A 24351-nucleotide genomic window follows, 5' to 3' on the forward strand; every position below is an offset into this window, starting at 1 on the left:
TCGCCCCCTACTGAACTCTGATACGCGGATTGAGAAACGCGTAGCCGACATCGGAAATGAGCTGCGTGATCAAGACGATGAACACCGAAACCAGCGAGCAGCCGAGCAGCAGGTCGATGTCGTTGTTGCCGGCCGCCTCGACCAGCGTGTAGCCGAAGCCTTGGTAGCGGAACATCACCTCGACGATGACGACGCCAGTGAGCAGCCAGGGAAACTGCAGCATGATGACGGTGAATGGCGCGATCAGCGCATTGCGCAGCGCGTGCTTCACCACCACGCTGCCGAAGGAGAGACCCTTCAATCGGGCGGTCCGGATATATTGCTGCGTCATCACCTCGACCATCGAAGCGCGCGTCATGCGGGCGATGTAGCCGATGCCGTAGATCGCCAGCGTCATGACCGGCAAAGTGAAATTGTAGAAGGTGATGCCCTGGCTGGCCGATGCCGCCGAGCCGTTCAACCAGCCAAGCCATGAGGCGAAGATGACGGTGAAGATGACGCCCGACACATATTCGGGTGTCGCGGTCGAGGCGATCGAGGCCACCGACAGCACGCGGTCGGTTCGCGACCCTTCGCGCATGCCGGCCAGAATGCCGATCAGCAGCGAGATCGGCACCATTACCGCCAGCACGCAGAGCATCAGGGTGCCGGTCGCGCCAAGGGCGGGAAACAGTTTCGAGGCGACGCTAGCCTTGAATTTGGTAGAGCAGCCGAAATCGCCCTCGAGAACGCCAGCGAAGGTCGGCACGACCGGATCGTTGCAGAAGGAGAAACGCTGCGCCGGCTTGCCGGTCGCCGGGTCGGTCACCGGCTGCTTGGGCACGACGCCCAGCCACTGCCCATAGCGGACGAAGAAGTTCTGCCGGTAGCCATGGTTGACCAGCCAGCTTTCGAGCTGCTCGGCCGAGGTATGCATTTCGGTCTGGCTGATCGCCAGCTTCTTCAGATTGGGTTCAAGGTTGATCAGGAAGAAGACGATCATGGTCAGGCACAGCATCGTCAATGCCATGGTGCCAAGGCGCCTGATAACGAAAGAAAGCATGGCGGTCCCCTGCCGATGGGTTGGGGTTTGAGCCGGCTATGAAAGCCAACCCTGCCGTGACCGGCGGGGCTGGCTGTCAAACAGGCCTTCGGATGCGATCAACCCTGTTTTTGTTGCATGACCTTGCCCGGGAGTCCGCAACTTTCTTGAGAAGCGGACCTGCAGGGACGGATGATGCCAACAGCGAGGGAAGGGGCTGATGCCCCTTCCCCTTGTCCGTGCGATCAAGCCTGGTCGAGCCAGACCTTGCCGTAGTCGCGCTCGAAGGTCGGATGCATCTTATAGTTCTGCACCGCCTTGACCGAGTGGCTGTAGAGCTTGCGCCAGTACGGCTGGATCAAGATGCCGGAATCCTGCAGGATCTGCTCGATGTCCTTCATCATTTCCTTGCGCTTGGCGGCGTCGGCAACGGCGAGCGCGGCATTGAGCTTGGCGTCCCAGTCGGGGTTCGACCAGGCCGTCTCGTTCCAGGCCTCGCCTGTGCGATAGCCGATCGCAAGCACCTGGACGCCAAGCGGCCGCATGTTCCAGTTGGTCATCGACAGCGGATACTTGGTCCAATCGTTCCAGAACGTCGAGCCAGGCAGCACGGTGCGCTTCACCTTGAGGCCGGCGTCGCGCATCTGGGCGGCGATCGCATCGCCGGTGTTCTTGTGCCAGTCCTCGTCGACGGTGATCAGATCGTGCTCGAAGTCGGCCTGGCCTGCCTCCGCCATCAACGCCTTTGCCTTGGCCGGATCGCGGGCGACCTTCGCAAGCTCGAAATATTCCGGGTGAATCTGGCAGACATGGTGGTTTTCGGCAACGGTGCCGGCATTGCCGTAGCCGAGCTGAAGAACGACATTGTTGTCGACCGCAAGCTGCAACGCGTTGCGTACCTTCTGATCGCCATAGGGCTTGTTGTTGACGTTGGTGCGGCAAACGATGGTCGACGCCGTGACGATTTCCGACTTGACCAGGTCCATGCCGTCGAGGATCGACACATAGTCGGCCGAGGTCTCGAAGTTGGTGTGGACTTCGCCGGCTTCGAAAGCGCTGACCATGGCTGCCGGATCGGTGCCGTAGTCGATGAATTCCAGGCCATCGAGGAACACTTCGCCGTCCCACCACTTGTCGTCGGTGCGGCGCTTGTAGACCACTTTCTGGCCGACATCATAGGAGACGAGTTCGAACGGGCCGGTGCCGATCGGGCAGGATTTGAAATCGCCGCCCTTCTCATCGAAGCTCTTGTGAACGATGAGACCGGGATAGTCGCACATGTTCGGGATCAGCGCGATGTCAGGCTTGGCGAGCTTCAGCACGACCGTGTGGTCGTCCGGCTTTGTCACGGCGCTTTCGTCGAGCTTGTCGTCCTTGACCAGCGAGCCAAGACGGCCTGGCATGGAATTACCTTCGGCCTTCTTGTCGGCCCAGCGCTTGAGGTTGAAGATGACGTCATCGGCGGTGAAGGGGTCGCCATTCGACCAGGTGACGCCCTTGCGTACATGCAGTGTGTACTGCGTGGCGTCGTCGTTCACGTCCCAGCTTTCCAGCAGATAGGGGCGGAACGTGTATTCGGAAGTGTACTTGACCAGTGGCTCGAGCGCCTGGCGCTCGGCGTTGGCGATTTCCGACCAGTCGGCTTTGCGCGGGTCCTTCGGATCCTTGATCCACTGGGCGATCTTCAGCGTGCCGCCCTTCTTGCCTTTTACCTCTTCGGCCTTCGCCGGCGTCGGGTCGGCGAGGCCGAGCAAGCCGTAAGCCATTGCCGTCGACGCGCCGAACACGCTGGCCATGGCCAGGAATTCGCGGCGATCCACCGTGCCTGCCTTGGCGTCTTCGGCCATGGCCAGGATGTGATCGGGAACGCGATCGCCGTTACTCTCATAAATTGTCATGACTTAACTCCCATTGTTGGCTTTCCGCCTTTTAACATTCCGCATCCAGGCCATGATGTCAAAGCCGGTATGGATTGGAACATGTTAGCGAATGTGCAACTTTGGAAAGCGAGCGGTTCGCGTGATAACGACAGTCTTGGCGCAAAATTGCTACTGCCCGACTGATTCCTCTGGAATCTCGATAGTCGAATAAACTGAGACATTTACTGAAGGGCGGACAGCGCCAGCCTTGGGCCATCATGGGGCCAAAAGCCCCGTCGAAGTATCAATATTCTTTCTCGTAGAAGATGCCGCCCTTGGCCTCGCCGGCATCATTGGCCTCGCCGCGCAGTTTGACGCCGCGCCCGACATTGAGGTCGATGGTCGCCTTGCCGGAACCGGGCTTGTCGCCTTTCTGGATCGTCACGTAGGTGCGGTCGTTCAGATACTTGCCCGCCGAAACCGCCGTGCCGCCCTGGTCGTCGGTGGTGACGTCGAGATCGTCGACGCCGATTGCGCTGCGCAGGTTTTCAAGCAGCGACGTCGAGCCACCGACTCCGGCCAGTTGCCCGGCCGCTTCGGCGAGCTGGGCGATCTGCAGCGGCGACAGGTTCGACATCGAGCGCCCGAAGATCAGCTGCGCCAGCACCTCATCCTCGGGCAGCGCCGGCACCGAGGAGAAGGTAAATTTCGGATTGGTCGCCTCACCCGACACCACGATGGTGACGGTGGTGGAGGTCGTCGTCGTTGTCGCCGTCAAATTAAGGTAAGGCACCAGCGAGCCGGAGAAGCCGACCGTGCCTTCGGTGAAGGTCAGCCGCTTGCCAAGAATCGACAGCCGCCCGCGCTGCAGGGTGAAGGTGCCGACCGCTTGCGGCGACGAAGCCGGGCCGGTCAGCCTGAGCGAGCCGCCGAGTTCGGCATCGACGCCCCTGCCCTGGATGAAGATCTGGTTCGGCGCGTTGACCGTGACATCGAGGACGAGGCCGCTGCCGCCGCCACCGCCACTGGTCGTCGGCGGGCGCAGCGCCTTGTCCTGCGCCCGCACGGCGCCCGGCGCATTCTTGTGCTTGACGTCGAGTGCCGAAAGCGAACCTGGCAGCCTGTCTGGAACCGTGATCACCGTCTTGGCGAGATTGATCGTGCCGGCAATCACCGGTGCGGAGGTCAGCGGCCCCTTGATCGTCAGGTCGCCGCCGAGATTGGCGGTCACCACCCGGCCGTCCGTATAACGGCCGTCCACCAGCTTGATCGACAGATCGGCCGGAAATCCTTGCGCCGGGTTGATGCCGACCGTGCCGCTGGCCGACAGGCTGCCGCGCGTCGACAGCGTGCCGGTCAGCCGGTTGATCCTTGCGACGCCGCCGGCGATCGATACGTCGGCGGCGATATCGTTGACCGCAAGGCCCGAGCGCGCGTCGACCAGGCGCGCGCCGGAGGTGCTGACCGAGCCGCCGATGACAGGCGATGTCGCTGGACCGCGAACCTGCACGTTGACATTTGCCGTTCCAGACAGGGACAGCCCCTGCGCGGCAAGCTTCTGGCTGAGCAGGCCGAACGGCACGGCGCCATTGAAATCGAGCACCAGCGCCGGCGTGCCTGCCGTCGTCACGGTGCCGCCGCCCTTGAGGCCAAGGCCGGCTCCATCACTGACATTGGCGTTGAAGGTCAGCTTGTTGGCGGCGAAGGTGCCGGACGAAGAAACACTCACCGCACCGACACCCGCACCCCGGGTCTGCGACGTCTGCACGCCGGTCGCATCGATGTTGAAGGCAACAGCGGGGCTCGCCGGCGCACCCGTCACCTTGGCTGTGCCCGAGATCGAACCGGCGGCATCGAGGCCCGGCGAGAAACTGTTGGCAAGTGACATCGGCACTCGCGCCAGCGTCGCGTTGATGTCGAGCGCCGTGCCGACCTTGCCGGTCACCGTCGCCGTGCCGCCGCCCAGGTTGAGCACCAGCCGGTCCAGCGTCGTCGTGCCATTGGCAATGCTGATGGTCGAGGCCTGGGCGATGGCCGCCTTGATGCCCTTGACCGTGGCCTGGCCGGAAGCAAGCTCGATGGTGGTTGTGCCGTTGGCCACTTTCACCCGGCCAGCGGCCTGCGCCGGGATGCCTTTTACGGTGGCGCCACCGGAAAAGCCGGTCCAGTCGCCATCGCGCTTCAAATCCACATTTATGCCGCTGATCACGGTGCCGCCTGATGTGACGGTGTCGGCGCGGATCTTTCCGGAAATCACCGGAGCAGCGAGATAGTTGGCGATGAGCGCATCGACGGAAACGGCCTTTGCCTGCAAATCGCCGCGCGAGATCGACGCCGTCGCCGCCTTGATCGCGACCTGCGGCGCGGTGCCGTTCTTGGAAAAGGCGATGGTGCCGCGCACGTCGCCTTCCGCCTTTTCCAGCGCAAGTGCCGCCAGTGGGCCGATATCAGGCAGGTCGAGCGCGATGGTGCCGACCGGCACGAACTTCTCGTCCAGCGCCAGATCGCCGGAGATCCTGTTCTTGCCAAGCGACAGCAGCAGGCCGTTGATGGCGCTTTTGCCATCCGCCGTCGCCAGCACCGCACTGCCTTGCAGTGGCTGGCCGGCGACATTGCCGGTGAGTTGCACATTCGCCGCCGGGTTGGCGGCATCGGCCTTGCCGGTGGCGGTAAGCTTCAGCCCGGTGATCTCGCGCGCGGCCACCAAAAGCCGATCGCTGTCGACCGTTAGCGACAGATCGGGCGCGGTCGCGGGACCCTGTGCGTTCAAGGCGAAGCCGATGGCGCCCTTGGCGTCTTTCGAGAGCAGCGAGATGTCGCTTAGCGCGCCCTTGATGTCGGCGGCGACCTTGTTGTCGGCAAGGCTTGCCTGCCCCTCGGCAGTCAGTGCACCGGAGGCCAGCTTCAATCCGTCGACATTGACATTGCCCGACGCATCGCGCTTCAGCGCAGCGCTCAGTTCCGCGCGTTCGGCAAGCACGCCGCGCACCGCCGCCGGCAGCGCAGCGGAGGCTGCGTCGGCTTTCAAATTGAGCTCGATGGCACCATCGGCCAGCGATACCCGGCCGCTAAAGCCGCTGTTCAGCGCATCGCTCGTCACCGAGCCGCTGTCGATGGTGATGGCATCCTTGGCGAGGCTGCCGGCAACCTTGGCCGTGACCTTCCCGGCGATCAGTGGCGCGATGGTTGGGTTGTCGAGGCCAATCTGGTCGGCCGACACCGTGCCGGAGATCGGACCCGTCCGGGCCTTCAGATCGAAAGCATCGGAATGCAGGGCGACGGCAACGCCCTCGACCTTGGTCAGCTTGGTGGCGACCGACGGCAGCGCCGCCGAAATATCGAGCCGCGGCTGCGTGCCCTGCCCCGCTACCCTTACCGACAGCGCCTGCAGTTCAAGCTTGATAGGGCTTTCCGCGCTGCCCAGCGTCAGCGGCAAGCTGGTTCCGGCCGAGGCGAGATCGAGGGCGAAATCGCTGGCGCCGTTCGGGTTTAGGGTGCCCGCCGCCTTGCCGGAAATCTTGTCGCCTGTGAGCGTCGCATGATCGAGCACGACGCCGCCGGCCACGGTGTAGCTGCCGGCTGCATCGACGGCGAGCGGACCGAGCTCCGCCTGCCGGGTCTGGCTGGTTTCGACGCCGGCCAGTTGTGCGTCGAACCGAACCTCGGGCGCAGATGGCGACCCGGTCACTTCAGCGGTTCCGCCGAGCGTGCCCACGGCATCGAGACCGGGCGAAAAATCATTGGCGAGTGCTGCCGGCAGTGCCGAAAATTGTGCCGCCAGATCGAGCGCCTGGCCGGCGGTGCCGGACAGTGTCACCGAACCACCGCCGACATCGAGCGCCAGTTTTTCGATGCTGGTCGTGCCATTGGCAATGCTCAACGTCGATGGCTGCGCGATCGCGGCCTTAATGCCGCGAACCGTGGCTTCACCCGAAGCGATCTCGATGCTGGTCGTCCCGTCCGCGATCTTGACCCGGCCGGCAGCGGTCGCCGGAATGCCCGATATTGTGGCGCCACCGGTAAAATTGGTCCAGTCGCCATCGCGCTTCAGGTCGACGCCGATGCCGCCGATTTCCGTGGTTCCCGAGGTGACGCTGTCGGCCTTGATTGAACCGGCGATCGCCGGCGCCTTGAGATAATTGGCAATCAGCGCATTGACGCTGATTGCCTTGGCCGTCACTTCGCCGCGCGCGATCGCCGTGCTCTTGGCGTCGATAGCCACCGAGGGCGCGTCGCCATCCCTGGCGAAGCGGATGGTGCCGTCGATGTCGCCCGTCACCGCCTGGCCGGCGAGCGCGGCCAATTGGTCGATAGCAGGCGCGGCGAGCGTCAGCGTGCCCAAGGGCATGAATTTGTCATCCAGCGCGAGGTCGCCCGAGACCTTGTTGTCGCCAAGCGAAACCAGGAACCCATTGATCGAACGCTTGCCTTCGCTGGTCACCAGCGCCGCCTTGATGTCCAGCGGCTGGTCGTTGACGGAACCGGTCAGCGAGACATTGGCGGAGGGGCTGGCAATGTCGGCCTTGCCGCTTGCCGTCAGCTTTATGCCCTTCACCGTGCGGCCCGAGGCCGTCAGGCTGTCGCTGTCGGCGGAGACCGTGAAATCCGGCGCCGTCCTGGCGCCGCTTGCCGACAGTGCAAAATCGACGCCGCCGGCCACCGGCACGCCAACCATTGGCGACAGCACCGAAACGTCGCCCAGCTTGCCCTTGATATCGGCCTGGATGTCGGCGCCTTGCGCGCTGGCGGTGCCGCTGGCGCTGAGCGTGCCGGAGGTGAGTGAGATCGAGTTGGCGGCAAAGGATCCCTGCGGATCGCGCGTCGCCGCGGCCGAGAATTTCACCCGGGCGCCGAGCACCGAGGCGATCTGCGGCGGCAAGGCCGTCGCCACGGCATCGGCATTCATCTTGAGCTGCATCGACAGGTCGGCAAGCGCCACCGTGGCGGTCAGCGAGGCGTTGACCGCGTCGGAGCGCAGCGTGCCTTCGTCGATGGCAATGGCGTCCTTGCTGACCGACCCGGCCAGATCGACATTGACCTTGCCGGTGACCAGCGGCGCCAGTGTCGCCACGTCGGTTTTGAGGCCGCCCGCCGCCAGCCTGACGGTGACCGGCCCGGCGCGATTCTGGATATCGAAGCCGTCCGAATGGATCTGCGCCGCCAGATCGTCCAGCCGCGTGCCGCCGGCGACGATCGAAACGAAGGAGGCGCCGATGTCGATGATCGGCGTCTTGCCGTCGCCGAACGCGCGCGCAGTGGCGTTGTTGATCGCCAGCATGATTGGCTGCGCCTTGCTGCCAACGCTGATCACCACAGGCGGGCCCTTGGCGGCGAGTTCGACCGCGAGATCGCTGGCACCGGCAGGATCGACGATGCCGGATGCGGTGCCGTGCACCGCATCGCTGTCGATGCTGGCGCGGTCGACACTGACACCGCCGGCCGATGTGGCGGTGCCGGCGACATCGAAGCTGGTCTTGCCGGCAAACAGCGGCTTCAAATTCTCCGGCAGGAAGCGCGCGAAATCACCGTCGCCCTTGGCCTCGATGTGATTGCCCTTGTCGGTCAGTTGGTGGCGCCCGGTGAGCTGGGTGACGATCTGGCCGTCGACAACGAAGGTCCCGATGCCGCTCCAGTTGGCCAGCGGGCCCGTCCCCGAGACAATGATGTCGACCGGCGGCGTATCAGGCAGATTGAGCAGGTTGGCGATGATGCCGCCCGCCGGCTCCGATGCCTTCAGATCGAGGTCGAGCTTGTTGTCGGCTGGCGCGAAATGGACTTTGGCGTCGACATTGCCTTGCTTGCCGTCATGGCGGGTGACGTTGAGCGTCGTCTCGACCGCCAGCGGCGCGGCGTCGACCTTGAGCATGCCCTTGGCGGCAAGTTCGGCGATGCCGCTGCCGGCCAGATCCTGGCCGAGCGCGATTTCGGGAAGGTCGATCTGCTTGATGTCAAGCGAGACCGGCAGCGTCGTCGTGCCGCCACTCTGCGCCGGCTGCGTGCTGGCCACCGGCAACCGGGCCAGTTCGATGCGTCCGGCGGCGATGCGGTCGGCGCTGAAGCTTTTCGACAGCAGCGCCAGGGGCGACCAGTCGACGGCGACCTTGCGCGCCACCAGCCAGGCGCCTTCACGGTCTTCCAGCACGACATGGTCGACGCTGAGCGCGCCCGACCAGATGCCGTCGATACCGCTGACGGTGATCTTGCGGTCATCGCTCGAGGCCAGCCGCGAAATGATGCCGGCAAGATTGTCGCGTCCACGCTCGGTCTTGGTCAGCACCACCAGCGCGCCGATCGCCCCGGCGACAGCGATGAGCAGCGTGTAGAGGACAATGCGAAGGATGCGCCTGAATATCTTCATCGCTCAGAACGCCTGTCCGATGCCGGCATAGATGCCGAAATGCGGATCGTCTGGATCACGATTGAGCGGCACGGCCGCGTCGATGCGCAGCGGCCCAAATGGCGTGACATAGCGCAAGCCGACACCGGCGCCGACTTTGACATCGGAGAAATTGGGCACCGATTTGGTCGACACCGTGCCGGCATCGACGAACGGCACGATGCCGATCGTGTCGGTGATGGCGATACGCATCTCGACCGAGGTCTCGAAGAAGGACAGACCACCGATCGGCTGGCCGTTGAAATCCTTGGGGCCGATGCCTTGGTAGGCATAGCCGCGCACCGAACCACCGCCGCCGGAATAGAAGCGCCGGTCGGCTGGTACATTTTCGAGGCTGGTGCCGACGATCGAGCCGACGGCGACACGCTCGGCCAGCACGAACTTCGAAGCCGAATCCAGCGACTGATAAGCCGAACCCTCGCCCTTCAGCTTGAGGAAGGCCGCACCGCTCAGAATGTCATAGCTCGGTTCGGCATAGGCCAGCACCCGGAAGCCGCCGGTCGGGTTCAGCCGGTTGTCACGGTTATCGTAGACATACTGCAGCGGAATGCTGGCGATCAGATATTTGTGCTTGCCGAAAGCATCGTGGATTCGCGAATAGTCGAGCGATACTTCCGCCGAGACCGTCTGCTTCTTGGTGAGTTCGTAGGACAGGCCGGTGCTGCCCTTGACCGAGAAATGGTCATAGGCGTCCGGATGCTCGAGCACGGTCTTGAACCTGGCGAAGAACTTTGACGCCGGCCCGATTACGCCCGGTTTTTCGAACATGATGCCGGCATTATAGTTGAGCTCGCTGAGGTTGTTGCTGCCAATACCGCTGATGGCCCCTTCGATGCGCAGCTTTTCGGCCCGGCCAAACAGGTTGCGGTGACCCCAATAGCCTTCCAGGCCGAGCCCCTCAGTGTTGGAGAAGGTCCCGCCAACACCGAAATAGCGTGGCTTGCGCTCACTGACCTGGAGGCCGATCGGAATGTTGCCGTCGGCATCGAGCTTGTCGGCTTCCTTGAACGTCACGCTGTTGAACACCTCAAGCGCCAGCAACCGGTCGCGCGCATCGCTGATCTCGTCGGGCGAGTATTGCCTGCCGCGCTTGAGGCCGGTCATGTATTCGGTGAAGTCGCGATCGACCTTCTCCGTGCCTTCCACCGTGGTGTCACCATAGCCGGCGACCGGCCCGGCGGCGACCGTCAGCGTCACGTCGAGCGTCGAGGTGGCATGGTCGGCGACGATCTGGCGGTCGGTCACCTTGGCCAGCGGCCTGCCCTCCTGCTTCAGTGCCCGCACGATCAGCGCCTCGGCCTTGAGCACGGCGCCGGACCCGGCGTCACCGCCCGCGATCAGGCCATAATCGGCGCTCATCAGCCCCGCCGCGTCACCCTCCAACCGGATATTGCCGAGAGTGAATTTCGGCCCGCTGGCGATATCGATGACCACAGGTACCGGCTGCGGGCCCTTGAATTCAGCATCTGGCGGCAAATCGTCGAGCGGCTTGCCGTCGATGGTGATGGTGACGACGCCTTCATAGCGGGCATCGGCATAGAGCGCCGCGACCAACTGTTCACGGTCGCTACGCGCCTTGGCCATCAGCCCGAGCGAGCCGGAAACCGGGCGTTCCTCGTCACTTTTCAGGGCCGAGGCATTTTCGAGCTTCTTGACGAGATCCTTGTCGGCATCGGGCGCGGAAATGGTGACGGCATAGCGCAGGGGGTCGACGATGTCGGCGTCCTCGTCTTTCGACGATCCCCACAGCTTGATGCCGAAAAGCTCGAAAGCAGCAGCATTTCCGGCCTCGGCGACAAGCGCGGTTGACCAGATCATGGCCAAAAGCAGGGCGCGCGAAAGCACACGCCCTGGCGCGGTACCTCCTGACATCTGCTCTTCATGCGCCGGCATTAAGACAACCTAGAATGAAAACCTAAAATTGGAATGAAGTTCTGAAGCGCTCGTAAAGGGGCCACAATCCAATTGTCTGAAATAGGACGGGCTTGGAATTCACACCTTCTGCGTCGCCGCAAGAAAGCGTGATCCCCTGTCCTATGGAGCTACTACCGGCGATCGGCCGGAAAGGAAACCGTTGGCAGGCGGAACCCTGCCGCGTCCTTGTGTTGACAAGCATGACTGATGCTTGATCATGCCTGGACGTCAGCAGTGTCTGGGAGGGTGTAATGGCAATGCGCGCGGCTCGTGGTCTGTCGATCCTGATTCTTCTCTTTTTTGCCTGGAATGGTGTCGCGCAGGCGGCTGAAGCCCGGCGAATCGCGACAACGGACAATTCCGATTATTTCGGCTTTGATCTCAGGTCCGACCAGAATGTCACGCTCGACCAGTGCAAGACGACATGTCTGGGTGATCCGGCCTGCCGCGCCTTCACTTACAACACCAAGGCCAAATGGTGTTTCCTCAAATCCGACTACAATCAACTGAAGCCGTTCAACGGTGCGGTCGCCGGCAAGGTCGTCAACATCGATGGCGACCCCGACATCGGCGCGCCGCCGGAACTTGCCTTCTTCCCCAACTGGATGGCCGATCAGGCCCAGCAATACCGCAACAAGCTGTTGGGTCCGGCCTATGTCAAGCCGACGGAAGGGCTGACGGCGCTGACGAATGCCGCCGAACAGTCCGAGCTTACCGGCGATCACCGCTCCGCCATGCTGAGATATGAAGGCGCCGTGTCCGTCATGCCCGATGATGGCCAGCTCTGGCTCGCCCTGGCGCGCGAAACGCTGGCCGTGCAGCCTGCCGCCAACACGTCCGAGGCTTCCACTTTGCCGGCAAACGGCACCTCGGCCGCCTTCAACGCCTACAAGCTCTCGCGCACCAACAAGACGCGCGCCGAAGTGCTGGCGCTGCTCGGCAACGGCCTCGACAAGCGCGATCTCTACCGGCCAGCCCTGCAGGCCTATGAGGCCAGCCTTGCGCTGGTCCCCTCGCCGGCGGTCCAGGCCGACTATGCCGATCTGAAGGCCCGCAAGGGTTTCCGCGTCATCGACCACACGGTCGATGCCGACACCAGCGCGCCGCGCATCTGCGCGCAATTCTCGGAGGACCTGGTCAAGACCGGCGTCGACTACGCACAGTTCGTCACCGTCGACAACGCGCCGCCCAAGGGCGTCGAGGCCAAGGACAAGCAGATCTGCGTCGAAGGTCTGGAGCACGGCCAGCATTACGAGGTCACCTTCCGCGCCGGCCTGCCGGCCGCCATCGGCGAGGTGACCGCCGCCCCCGTGGTGCTGTCGATCTATGTGCAGGATCGGGCACCCTCGGCCCGCTTCACCGGCGACAGCTTCGTGCTGCCGGCCGGCGCGCGCCGCGGCATTCCGGTCGTCACCGTCAACATGAACGCGGCCGAGATGAAGCTCTACCGTATCGGCGACCGTTCGCTGGCGCAGCTTCTTTCGGGCTATCAGTTCCTCCACCAGCTCGACAGCTACGATATCTCCAACATTTCCGAGCAGATGGGCGAGCCGGTCTGGCACGGCCAGCTCGACATCGCCAATGATCTGAACAAGGAGGTCACCACCTCCTTCCCGGTCGACGAAGCGCTGCCGCAACGCAAGCCAGGCGTCTATGTGCTGACCGCCCAGGCCGTCAACGACAAGAGCGACGACTACAATTCGATGGCCACGCAATGGTTCGTCGTCTCCGACATCGGCCTGTCGACCTATACCGGCCAGGACGGGCTCAATGTCTTTGCCCGTTCGCTGGGCAGCGCCAAGCCGATCTCGGGCGCCGAACTGACGCTGGTTGCCCGCAACAACGAGATTCTTGGCACCGCGACCACTGATGCCGACGGCCACGCCGTCTTCAACCCGGGCCTGACGCGTGGCGACGGCGGCATGGTGCCGGCCGTGCTGATGGGCAAGCAGGGCGACAATGATTTCGTCTTCCTCGACATGGGCCGGGCAGGCTTCGACCTGTCCGATCGCGGCGTCACCGGACGCGCGGCGCCCGGCGCGCTCGATGTCTATGCCTGGACCGAGCGCGGCATCTACCGCGCCGGCGAGGATGTTCATGTCGCGGCCCTTGCCCGCGACGGCGCCGCCAAGGCGGTCGAGAACCTGCCGCTGACCTTCATCTTCTCGCGCCCCGACGGCGTCGAGGACCGCCGCATCGTCAGTGACGGCGCATCGGCCGGCGGCCACGCCGTCGACCTGCCGCTAGAGCCCAACGCCATGCGCGGCACCTGGTCGGTGTCGATCTACACCGATCCCAAGCAGCCGGCGGTCGCCAGCCAGATGTTCCTGGTCGAGGATTTCGTACCGGATCGCATCGAATTCGACATGAAGGCCGACAAGCAGGAGATCGCACAGGGCGAAACCGCCAACATCAACATTGACGGCCGCTTCCTGTACGGCGCGCCGGCTGCAGGCCTGGCGCTGGAAGGCGAGTTGACGCTGTCGACGTCCCGCGATTGGGACCGTTTCCAGGGCTTCTCCTTCGGCCTCGCCGATGAGCAGTCGGCCGAACCCACGGTCACCCCTCTCACCGATCTGCCGGTGGTTGGCGATGACGGCAAGGCGACCTTCCCGGTCTCCGTCGAGCAACTGCCCTCGACCACCAAGCTGGTCGACGCCAAGGTGACGGTCCGGATGCGCGAAACCGGTGGCCGCGCCATCGAGCGTTCGCTCAACATCGGCATCCGCCCGCAAGGCCATATGATCGGCATCCGTCCGGATTTCGCCGACAATGAAGTGCCGCAGGGCGGCACGGCGAAGTTCAGCCTGATCGCTGTCGATCCCGACGGCAAACGTGAGGCGCTGAAAGGCGCCCAATGGACGCTGGTCAAGGTCGAACGCAATTACCAGTGGTACCGCTCCAACAACTCCTGGAACTACGAGCCGGTCACCTTCACCAAGTCGATCGCCAACGGCCAGGTTGACCTCAGTGCCGACGGCGACGCTACGGTCTCCGTGCCGGTCGACTGGGGCCAGTACCGCCTCGAGGTCGAGACATCGGATCCCGAGGGACCGGCGACCAGCTACGAGTTCGACGCCGGCTGGTACGTCTCCTCGACCACCACCGAAACGCCTGACGGCCTGGAGATCGCCCTCGACAAGGACACCTATGCCGCTGGCGAAGTGGCCAAGCTCAAGGTCTCGCCGCATTTTGCCGGCGAACTCCTGATCAACATCGGCTCGGACAAGCTGTTGAAGACCGTCACGGCAACCGTGCCGGCCGGCGGCAGCACCGTCGACATCCCGGTCGGTGACGACTGGGGCGCCGGCGCCTATGTCACGGCAACCCTGTTCCGGCCTGGCGACGCGCAGGAATCGCGCATGCCGGCCCGCGCCATCGGCGTGAAATGGCTGAAGGTCGATCCGGGCTCGAAGAAGCTCGCCGTCACCCTCACGCCGCCCGACAAGACCATGCCTCGCCAGCAGCTGTCGATCCCGGTCGCGGTGGCCGGCGTGCAGCCGGGCAGCAACGCCTATGTCATGGTTGCCGCCGTCGATGTCGGCATCCTCAACCTGACCAACTACAAAGTGCCGGATCCGGAAAACTGGTTCTTTGGCCAGCGCATGCTGGGCATGGAAATCCGCGACCTCTACGGCCGCCTGATCGACGGCTCGCTGGGCAACACCGGCAAGCTCAGGACCGGCGGCGACGGCGCCAACATGCAGACGCAAGGCAGTCCGCCGACCGAAAAGCTGGTCGCCTTCTTCTCTGGTCCGGTTCAGCTCGACGCCGACGGCAAGGCGCGGATCGACTTCGACATTCCGCAGTTCAACGGCACCGTGCGCGTCATGGCTGTCGCCTGGACCAAGGAAGCGGTCGGCCATGCGCAGTCCGACGTCATCGTGCGTGATCCGGTGGTCATCACCGCCGGCCTGCCGCGTTTCCTGGCGCCTGGCGACGCCGCCGTCATGCGCCTCGATGTCGCCGACACCGATGGCCCGGCCGGTGACTATGCGCTGTCGATAAACACGACCGGCGACCTGTCGACCGGCGACAAGCCTCTGCCTGAGAAGCTGACGCTGGCCAAGGGCAAGCGGCAGACACTGACCGTGCCGCTGATCGCACAGACGGCGGGCAATGCCTCGATCACCATCAAGCTTGCCCATGCCGACGGCACCGCTGTCGAACAGACGCTGTACGTGCCAGTGCGTCCGGCGCAGTTGCCGGTCACCACCCGCCTGGTCGTCGACCTCAAGGGCAATGGCGGCGCTTTGCGCGTCGACAAGGAGCTCCTGGCGGCAAGCCTGCTCGACGGCGCTTCCGTCAGCGTCGGCGTTTCGCAGGCGGCAGCCTTCGACGTGCCGTCGCTTTTGATGACGCTCGACCGCTACCCCTATGGTTGCGCCGAGCAGACCACCAGCCGCGCCATGCCGCTTCTCTACGTCAATGAATTGGCGTCCGGCATCGGCATGGCCAGTGACCCTGACCTGCACGGCCGCATCCAGGATGCCATCTACAAGGTTCTGAGCTACCAGGCCTCTGCCGGCAGCTTCGGCCTGTGGGGTCCGGGCTCCGGCGACCTCTGGCTCGACGCCTATGTCACCGACTTCCTGACCAGGGCGCGCGAGCAGAAATACGACGTGCCGAGCCTGGCGATGAACCAGGCGCTGAGCAACTTGCAGAACTCGCTCGGCTACGACCAGAGCGTACAGGACCGTGGCAGCGAGATCGCTTACGCCCTCTACGTCCTGGCCCGCAACAAGAAGGCCTCGATCGGCGACCTGCGCTACTATGCCGACACCCAGCTCGAGGCTTTCTCGAGCCCGATGGCGGTTGCCCAGCTGGCGGCGAGCCTGGCGCTCTACGGCGACACGCCGCGCGCTGAAGCGACGTTCAAGACTGCGCTCCAGCTCGCCAAGGCGACAACCGACTATGACTACTACCGCTCCGACTATGGCTCGCCGCTGCGTGACGGCGCGGCGATGCTGGCGCTGGCGGCGGAATCGAAGCCGGTGCCGACGATCGTGCCGGAGCTTATCAAGCTGGTGACGAAAGAACGCGCCGAAGCCGATTGGACCACCACCCAGGACGAATCCTGGATGCTGCTGGCGGCCCGCGCATTGAAGGAAGGCAATGATTCGATCACGCTGACCGTCAATGGCGCGCCGCATTCAGGCGGTTATTCCAACCAGATCAACGGCAGCGACCTGGTCGACAGCCCGCTCGCCATCGCCAACACCGGCAAGACCCCGCTGCAGGCCGTCGTCACCACCGTGGCGTCGCCGATCCAGCCGCTGCCGGCCAGCGGCGACGGCTTCACCATCGGCCGAACCTACTACAAGCTCGATGGCACCGAAGCCAACGTCACCGAGGCGACGCAGAACGAACGCTATGTCGTTGTGCTCAAGATCTACGAGCAGAACCGCTGGCCTTCGCGCCTCCTGATCACCGACTTGTTGCCGGCAGGCTTCGAGATCGACAATCCGGGCCTGGTCTCCAGTGCGCAATTGTCGAATTTCTCCTGGCTCGCCCAGACCGACGCGGCCCATCTCGAATTCCGCGACGACCGTTTCGTCGCGGCGTTCAACCCCAATGACGGCGATGGCGACCGCAACATCACGCTTGCCTATGTCGTTCGCGCGGTGACGCCGGGCACCTACGCCCATCCGGCGGCGACGGTGGAGGATATGTACCGGCCGCAGTATTCGGCCCGCACCGCCACCGGCATGATGGAGGTCAAGGCGCCGTAAGGTGCCGATGGTGGCGATCATGAACAGAACGATGGCGCTCGCGACAGCCACCTTCTCCCCGTCACCAGACGGGGAGAAGGTGCCGGCAAGCGGATGAGGGGCAGCGCCATGCTCTCAAAAAAGATCCTGCGCCGCGCAGCCGTTACCGCAGCTTCCTGCGCCGGCATCCTTGCCCTTTCCGTCGCCTCCCTCTGGGAACTCGACCGCGCCTTTCCCCCGCCGCTCCCGGCCGAGCTCACGGTCTCGACGGAAGTCCAGGACCGCGACGGCCAGCTGTTGCGCGCCTTCGCCACGCCGGACGGTTATTGGCGGCTCGAAACCAGGCTCGACCAGGTCGACAAGCAGTTCGTCGACATGCTGGTCACCTATGAGGACAAGCGCTTCTGGGACCATGAGGGCGTCGACGTGCTGGCGCTGGCCCGAGCCGCCGGCCAGTTCGCAACCAGCGGCCATATCGTCTCCGGCGGCTCGACCCTGTCGATGCAGCTCGCCCGGCTGATCGAGCCGCGCGAAAGCCGCAGCCTCGGCTCCAAGATCAAGCAGATGCTGCGTGCCATCCAGATCGAGCGGCGGCTGTCCAAGCGCGAAATCCTCGAACGCTACCTGACGCTGGCGCCATATGGCGGCAATCTGGAAGGCGTGCGCGCCGCCTCGCTGGCCTATTTCGGCAAGGAGCCGAAGCGGCTCACCGTTTCCGAAGCCGCCCTGCTCGTAGCCTTGCCGCAGCTGCCGGAAAAGCGCCGGCCCGACCGCAACCTGCAGATCGCCCACGCCGCGCGCGACCGGGTGCTGACCCGCATGGTCTCCTCCGGCCTGCTCGGCGAGCGAGAGGCCGCGCGCGCGGCCCTCGACGATGTGTCGGGCCTGCGCCGCACCTTGCCGGCGTTCGCCGCGCACGCCGCCTATGCGATGCTGCCCAAGGCCGTGCCCGGCCAACCCGTGCAGCTGACGATCCGCAAGGGCGTCCAGGAGGGGCTGGAGCAGGTCGCCAGGGACGCCGCCACCAAGTTAGGGCCTCGCCTCTCCGTTGCCATGGTGCTGGCCGACGCCCGCACCGGCGACATTCTCGGCGAGGTCGGCTCGGCCAATTTCTTCGATGCCAGCCGCTCCGGCTGGATCGACATGACCAAGATCGTCCGCTCGCCCGGCTCGACGCTGAAGCCTTTTATCTATGGACTTGCCTTTGAGCAGGGCCTGGTGGCGCAGGAAACGCTGATCGACGACAGCCCGGTCGATTTCTCCGGCTACCGGCCGAAGAATTTCGACATGGGCTACCAGGGCGACGTCAGCATCCGCCAGGCGCTGCAGCTGTCGCTCAACGTGCCGGCGATCCGCGTGCTGGACGCAGTCGGACCAACGAGGCTGATGGCGCGCTTCCGCCAGGCTGGGGTGAGCCCCACGCTGCCGGTCAACGAGGCGCCGGGCCTGGCCATCGGCCTCGGCGGCGTCGGTGTGTCGCTGCGCGATCTCGTCCAGCTCTACACAGGCCTCGCCAATGGCGGCAAGACGCACACGCTGCATGACGGCACCGAGCCGGCCAATGCCGAGCGTACCACCGCCACCATCCTCGACGGTCAGGCCAACTGGCAGATCATCGACATCCTGTCTGGCGTCAAGCCGCCCGAGGGCGCCTCGCAACGCGGCATCGCCTACAAGACCGGCACCTCCTATGGCTACCGCGACGCGTGGTCGGTTGGCTTCGACGGCCGCTACGTGTTGGGCGTCTGGGTCGGCCGTCCCGACGCGGGCGCGGTTCCTGGCCTCTCCGGCTATGTCTCGGCCGCCCCGATCCTGTTCGAGGGCTTTGTCCGTTCCGGCCTCGCCACCGTGCCATTGCCGGGCAAGCCGCCGGGCGTCTTCAGCCCCAAACGCGAGGACCTGCCGATGACGCTCGCCCGGTTCAGCACCGGTTCGGACGGGCTCGTGCAGGCGACACCGACCGAACCTGCGCCGACCATAATCTTTCCGCCGGACGGCGCTCGCGTCGACCTCGGCACCAACTCAGCCGATGCCTCGCCGCTGGTGCTGAAGCTGCAGGGCGGCCGGGCGCCGTTCCGCTGGCTGGCCAACGGCAAGCTGCTGACCGGCATCGACCGCCGCCGCACCGCAACCTGGCAGCCGGATGGCACCGGCTACTCGACGCTGACCGTCATCGATGCCGCTGGACGCGCAGCAAGCGTGAAAGTGTTCGTCGAGTGAAAGCGTTCCTTGAATAGAATGCGCCAGGCGATTCAGGGCATTGGCTTTTGCGCGCTAATGGTGGCGGCTTTCGCTCTGCCGACACATGCCGACACCCTGCCCGCCGGCTTTGTTCGCCTCGCCGACATCGCCCCCTCGATCCGCCAGGACATCCGCTACGCTGGATCCGACAATTTCCTGCACCGCAGGGTGAACGGTTATGAAGCGCCTGCCTGCATCCTCACCGAGCAGGCGGCCAAGGCGCTTTCCGGCGTCCAGAAGGCGATTGCCGCCAATGGCCTGACGTTGGTCGTGTTCGATTGCTACCGCCCTGCCCGTGCCGTCACCGACATGGGGCAATGGACGCGAGAGGGCGGGCCGCCCGATCCGCAATGGTATCCGCGGGTTAAGCGCGGCGACCTCATCGCCAACGGCTATGTCGGTGAACTGTCCAGCCATTCCCGCGGCTCGACGGTCGATGTCGCCATTGCGCGAGCCGACAGCAGATCCGCGCCGAAACCGGCCTGCGGTGCCGTCGAAGCCGACACGCTCGATTTCGGCACCGGCTTCGACTGCTTTGACCCGATAAGCGAGACCGCCCACCGCGGGCTCGCCAGCGAAGCCGCGGTAAACCGCAAGATGCTTCTCGATGCCATGCGCACCGGCGGCTTCAAGAACTATGCGCGCGAATGGTGGCATTTCACGCTGGCAAATGAACCGTTCGCCAAGCAGCGATTCGACTTTCCCGTCACCGCCAGGTGAGACAGCCACCAAACCGGTGGAACTGCTGTTCAGCGACCTGATACTTCAACAAGTTGTTGTATAAATACAACTTAAATTGCCCGTCACTAGTGATTGCCCTGAAATCACGCAGACTCGAATTGCAATTCCCTTCCGCAAGGATACGCATGGCCGCTGGAGGGCTTCCAATGGGTTTTACGTCGGGTTTTGACGTCGTGTTCGTGCGCGACGTCGTTCAACTATGTCCAAAGCGTCGCCGCTCGCTGCTTTTGGGCACGGCGCTCGGCTCGACGCTGGTAGCGCTCTGCGCCTCCCCGTCATTCGCGGCAAACTGCACGCAGCCGGCCTCGCCCTCGCCGATCACGGTCAACGGTGCTGTAACGCCGATCTCGTGCACCAACACCGTCGCACGCACGGCAACCGTGGCTGGCGACAACGCCATCGGCATAGTGACGACCGGCAATGGCAACACCGTCGACATCACCAACAGCGGGCTGCTGACCACGACTTCGACTTCACTCATTCCGGGGCCGACTTTCTCGCAGTCTACCGGCGCGCGCGGCATCTATGCCGGCACCAACGGCATTGGCGCTGACATCACCATCAACAACACCGGCACCATCAACTCGTACAGCGACGGCATCAAGGCGACCGACGCCGCCACGAGCGGCACCGTTTTCAGCAGCGACACCCACATCACCATCACCAATTCAGGCAACCTGACCGCAGGCCCCAACGCCGAGGGCATCTATGCCAATGCCAGCTACGGGTCCAACAACGTCGTGACCATCAACAACAGTGGCGTCATCCAGACCGGCGCCAGTGCCTCCCAGAGCGGCACATCGTCCGGCATATTCGCCACCGTCGACGGCGACAACAGCCAGATCAACATCGCCAACAGTGGCGCCATCAGCACGATCGGCGACACCGCTTCGGGTATCTCGGCGATCGCCAACTACTACAATGGCGACAATGGCAGCATCGTCATCGGCAACAAGGCTGCCATCACCACGACGGGCGCCGGCGCCGATGGCATCCTCGCCAAGGCCGGCAATCCGGACCATGGCGGCACGGTCAAAATCACCAACGCCGCCACCGTCAGTGCCGGCAATATCGGCATCGCCAGCTTCACCTATGGCGCAGGCGGCAACATCACCATCGACAACAAGGGCAATATCACGGCCGGCACAGGCGGCGCCAATGCCTCCGACGGCATTATGGCCGTCGCCTACGGCAGTGACGCGACCATCACCATCACCAATGGTGGTGCCATCGACACGACCGCCGGCGGTCAGCGGTCTGTCGGCATCGAGGCCACGGCTGGCTACTACGATTTCAGCAATGCGCACATTTCAGTGACCAACACAGCCAGCATCACCACTGGCGCCTATTCCGAAGGCATCCTCGCTCGCTCCTATGGCACCGGCGCCACGGTCACCATCGACAACAGCGGCACCATCAACGCCGGCTCGCTCGGTATCGTCGCCAACGTCTACGGCGACAGCAGCCAGATCAGCGTCACCAACAGCGGGGCGATCACAACCACGGATCCGAACGCGAATGGCATTACGGCGGTCGCCATTTCCTATGGCAGCAGCGGCGACAGCATTGTCATCGACAACAAGGCCGGCGGCACCATCGACACCAGCACCGGTACGTTCGGCATCTTCGCGCTGGCAGGGAGCAACGGCAATACCGACCCCGACAATGGCGGCACCATCACTATTACCAATGCCGCCACGATAAGTTCCGGCCACACCGGCATCGCCGCCATCACCTATGGCAATGGCGGCGATGTAACGGTTTCAAACTCGGCCGCGATCACAGCCGGAAAACTGGGCGACAACGGTTCCTACGGCATCCTGGCTGTTGCCATTGGCAGCGACATAGCCATCGATATCACCAACAGCGGCGCCATCGACACGACCGCCGGCGGTCCTAACGCGACGGGCATCCAGGCCTCGGGCACCTATTCCTCGGCCAGCAACGTGCACATTTCGGTCACCAACAGCGCCAGCATCACCACGGCCGCCAATTCCGAAGGCATATTCGCCCAGGCCTACGGCGACGGCGGCATGGTTACCGTAGACAACAACGGCGCCATCAAGACCGGCGACAGCACCTCGACGAACGGTCGTTCGTCCGGCATCGCCGCCAATGTCAATGGCGACAACAGCCAGATCAGCGTCACCAACAGTGGCGCGATCACAACCATCGGCGTCGGTGCGAACGGCATCACCGCGATCGCCAACCTCTATGGCACCTGCAGCTGCCAGGGGCCCCTTTTCCCGGCCACCAGCAACGGCAGCATCGTCATCAGCAACAAGGCTGGTGGCACGATAACCACGACAGGCACCTATGCGTCGGGCATCTTTGCACAGGCCGGCAACAAGGATCCGTCCGACCCGGGCAATTCCAATCCCGACGATGGCGGCACGATCAACATTACCAACGCCGCCGTCATCAAATCGGGGGGCAAGGGTATTGCCGCCGGCACTTACGGAGCCGGGGGCACCATCAGCGTCACCAACAGTGGCGACATCATCTCGACGGCCGGCGAAGGCCTCTATGCCAAGTCCATTGGCGACAACAGCAGCGTTGCCGTCGCCAATTCGGCATCCGTCAATGCCAAGGGCGGCGTTGCCGGGATGGCTGCCTACACGAGCGGCGCCGGCAGCAACATCGTCATCGGCAACACCGGAAACAATGCGGAACTGTTCAGCAGCGTGGGCTTCGGCGCAATCGCTGGCGCAACCGGCACATCGAGCACGATCTTCGTCACCAACGATGGCAAGATTCACGGCCAGCTTGGCGGCCTGCAGGTCAGTTCGACCGGCGGTTCCACGGTCACCATCGGCACGTCCGGCTTTGTCGGCGCCAACAACAACCTGGCCATCAAGTCGACCGCCGGAACAACCAGGATCGACGATGCCGGCGTGATTGCCGGCCGCGTCGAATTGAGCGACGCCGGCAATGTCATGAACGTCAATGACACCGGCGTCTTCAGGGCATTCACCGACAGCAAATTCGGTGCCGGCAGCGATACGCTCAACAATGGCGGCACCCTCTACGCATCGGGCAGCTTCTTTGGCTCGTCACCGAGCACCGTCAGCTTCATCGGCCTCGATAGCTTCGTCAACGGCAGCCTGGGCTCCGGAGCCGGCCTGACGACGATGATCGATGGCGTGGCAGGCGACAGACTGACCACCAGCGGCAACTTCACCGGCCAGGGCAATTCGAAGCTCGGCGTCGACGCAAACTTTACCACCGGCGTCGCCGACACTCTGACGATCGGCGGCAATTCGTCCGGTCATACCGATTTGGTCGTGAATGTCGTCGGCGCCGGCGCGCCGGCGGTCTTCATCCCCGTGGTCACGGTGACCGGAACAACCGCCGACAGCGATTTCGATCTGGCTGGCCCCGTCAATGCCGGCTTCTTCACCTACGGCCTGTTCCTGCAGGGCAACACACACGGCCTGCGTTCCATCGGGCTTGACAATGCCGGTTTCGAACTGCCCGCCGGCGTGACCGGAGCACAGGATGTGTGGCTGGACACGACCGGCTTCTGGCAGGACCGCATGGCGGATCTGCGCGCGCAGGAAAGTGGCGTCCACAATGCGGATATGCCGGAGGAAAAACTCGCGGCGCGCATGGGCGGCCTCTGGGCGCGGGCGTCCGGCGATTGGTCTAATCGCGACAGCAGCGTAAGCTTCACCGATCCGGTCTCGCTGCAGGCAGAGACCCTCGACCTCGATCGCAGCCAGCGCACCGGTGCTTTCCTCGGCGGCATCGACATGGGGCTCGAAGGTATCGCCGGCGGCGATATGCTGTTCGGCGTCATGGGCGGCTACGTCACCTCCAGGCTCGACTTCAAGGCGACGGACGACAGCTGGGACTACAAGGGCGGCACGGTCGGCGCCTATGCCACCTACCTGAATGGCGGCTTCTACCTCGACGGCCTCGTTAAGGCCGACTTCCTCGATGTCGACATCAACGACGTCGGCGGCAAGACGAGCACCAACGCCACCAATATCGGCGCGCGCCTCGACGCCGGCTACCGCGTCGCCATGGGCTGGGGCTTCATCGAGCCGCAAGCCAGCCTGGAATGGGTCCGCACCAATATGGATTCGGTATCGCTGTTTGGCGGCGACATCGACTTCCAGAACGGCAGCAGCGGCCGCGCCAGGATCGGCGTGCGCGTCGGCACCGATATGCAGATGAACGGCATGACCGTCAGTCCGGACCTGACGCTGAGTGTCTGGAACCATTTCGGCGACAGCAACGCCGTCGACATCAACTTCCCCGGTAGCGCCTTCTCCGCCACCGACAGCGCCGGCAACGGCACGTTCGGCGAGGTCGGCGTCGGCGTGAACGTGGCCAGCGCCAGCAACTGGTCCGGCGTGGTCCGCGGCAGCGTCCGCTTCGGCAACAATTACAGCGCCGGCTCCATTGGCGCGGCACTCCGTTACGGCTGGTAGTCCAGCGGATTGCATCTGAACTTCTTGCGCC

The 24351-nt window shown here is 64.2% G+C and carries 8 protein-coding genes; 4 read left to right on the plus strand and 4 right to left on the minus strand.

The window, feature by feature from the left end; genetic code table 11:
• Window positions 1-7 precede the first annotated feature (7 nt).
• The 4 genes from AC1D08_RS10355 to AC1D08_RS10370 form a co-directional block, all read right to left on the minus strand.
• Window positions 8-1042: an ABC transporter permease gene (locus AC1D08_RS10355; protein WP_477226940.1), complete on the minus strand. Its 1035-nt coding sequence runs from the start codon at window positions 1040-1042 to the stop codon at window positions 8-10.
• Window positions 1043-1266: 224 nt separating this feature from the next.
• Complete coding sequence (locus AC1D08_RS10360) at window positions 1267-2919, minus strand: ABC transporter substrate-binding protein (protein ID WP_477226939.1); 1653 nt, start codon at window positions 2917-2919, stop codon at window positions 1267-1269.
• Window positions 2920-3184: 265 nt separating this feature from the next.
• A complete protein-coding gene (locus AC1D08_RS10365) occupies window positions 3185-9238 on the minus strand; it encodes a translocation/assembly module TamB domain-containing protein (protein WP_477423063.1) in 6054 nt (2017 codons plus the stop codon).
• Between the two features lie 3 nt (window positions 9239-9241).
• The gene (locus tag AC1D08_RS10370; RefSeq protein ID WP_477423065.1) at window positions 9242-11170 is read right to left on the minus strand and encodes an autotransporter assembly complex protein TamA; all 1929 of its coding nucleotides are present in this window, start codon (window positions 11168-11170) and stop codon (window positions 9242-9244) included.
• Between the two features lie 272 nt (window positions 11171-11442).
• Here AC1D08_RS10370 and AC1D08_RS10375 point away from each other — a divergent pair, with 272 nt between their 5' ends.
• From AC1D08_RS10375 to AC1D08_RS10390, 4 genes are all read left to right on the plus strand, one after another.
• Window positions 11443-16923 (plus strand): alpha-2-macroglobulin family protein, encoded by a 5481-nt coding sequence (locus AC1D08_RS10375; protein ID WP_477423067.1) that lies wholly within the window; start codon window positions 11443-11445, stop codon window positions 16921-16923.
• 108 nt (window positions 16924-17031) lie between these two features.
• Window positions 17032-19122: a penicillin-binding protein 1C gene (pbpC, locus tag AC1D08_RS10380; RefSeq protein ID WP_457152039.1), complete on the plus strand. Its 2091-nt coding sequence runs from the start codon at window positions 17032-17034 to the stop codon at window positions 19120-19122.
• A gap of 18 nt (window positions 19123-19140) precedes the next feature.
• A complete protein-coding gene (locus AC1D08_RS10385; RefSeq protein ID WP_457152041.1) occupies window positions 19141-19863 on the plus strand; it encodes a M15 family metallopeptidase in 723 nt (240 codons plus the stop codon).
• A 167-nt stretch (window positions 19864-20030) separates the two neighbouring features.
• Window positions 20031-24320, plus strand: coding sequence for a beta strand repeat-containing protein (locus AC1D08_RS10390; protein ID WP_477423069.1), 4290 nt, complete (start codon window positions 20031-20033; stop codon window positions 24318-24320).
• Window positions 24321-24351: the final 31 nt, after the last annotated feature.

This window comes from Mesorhizobium sp. P2_E6, from assembly GCF_056403835.1.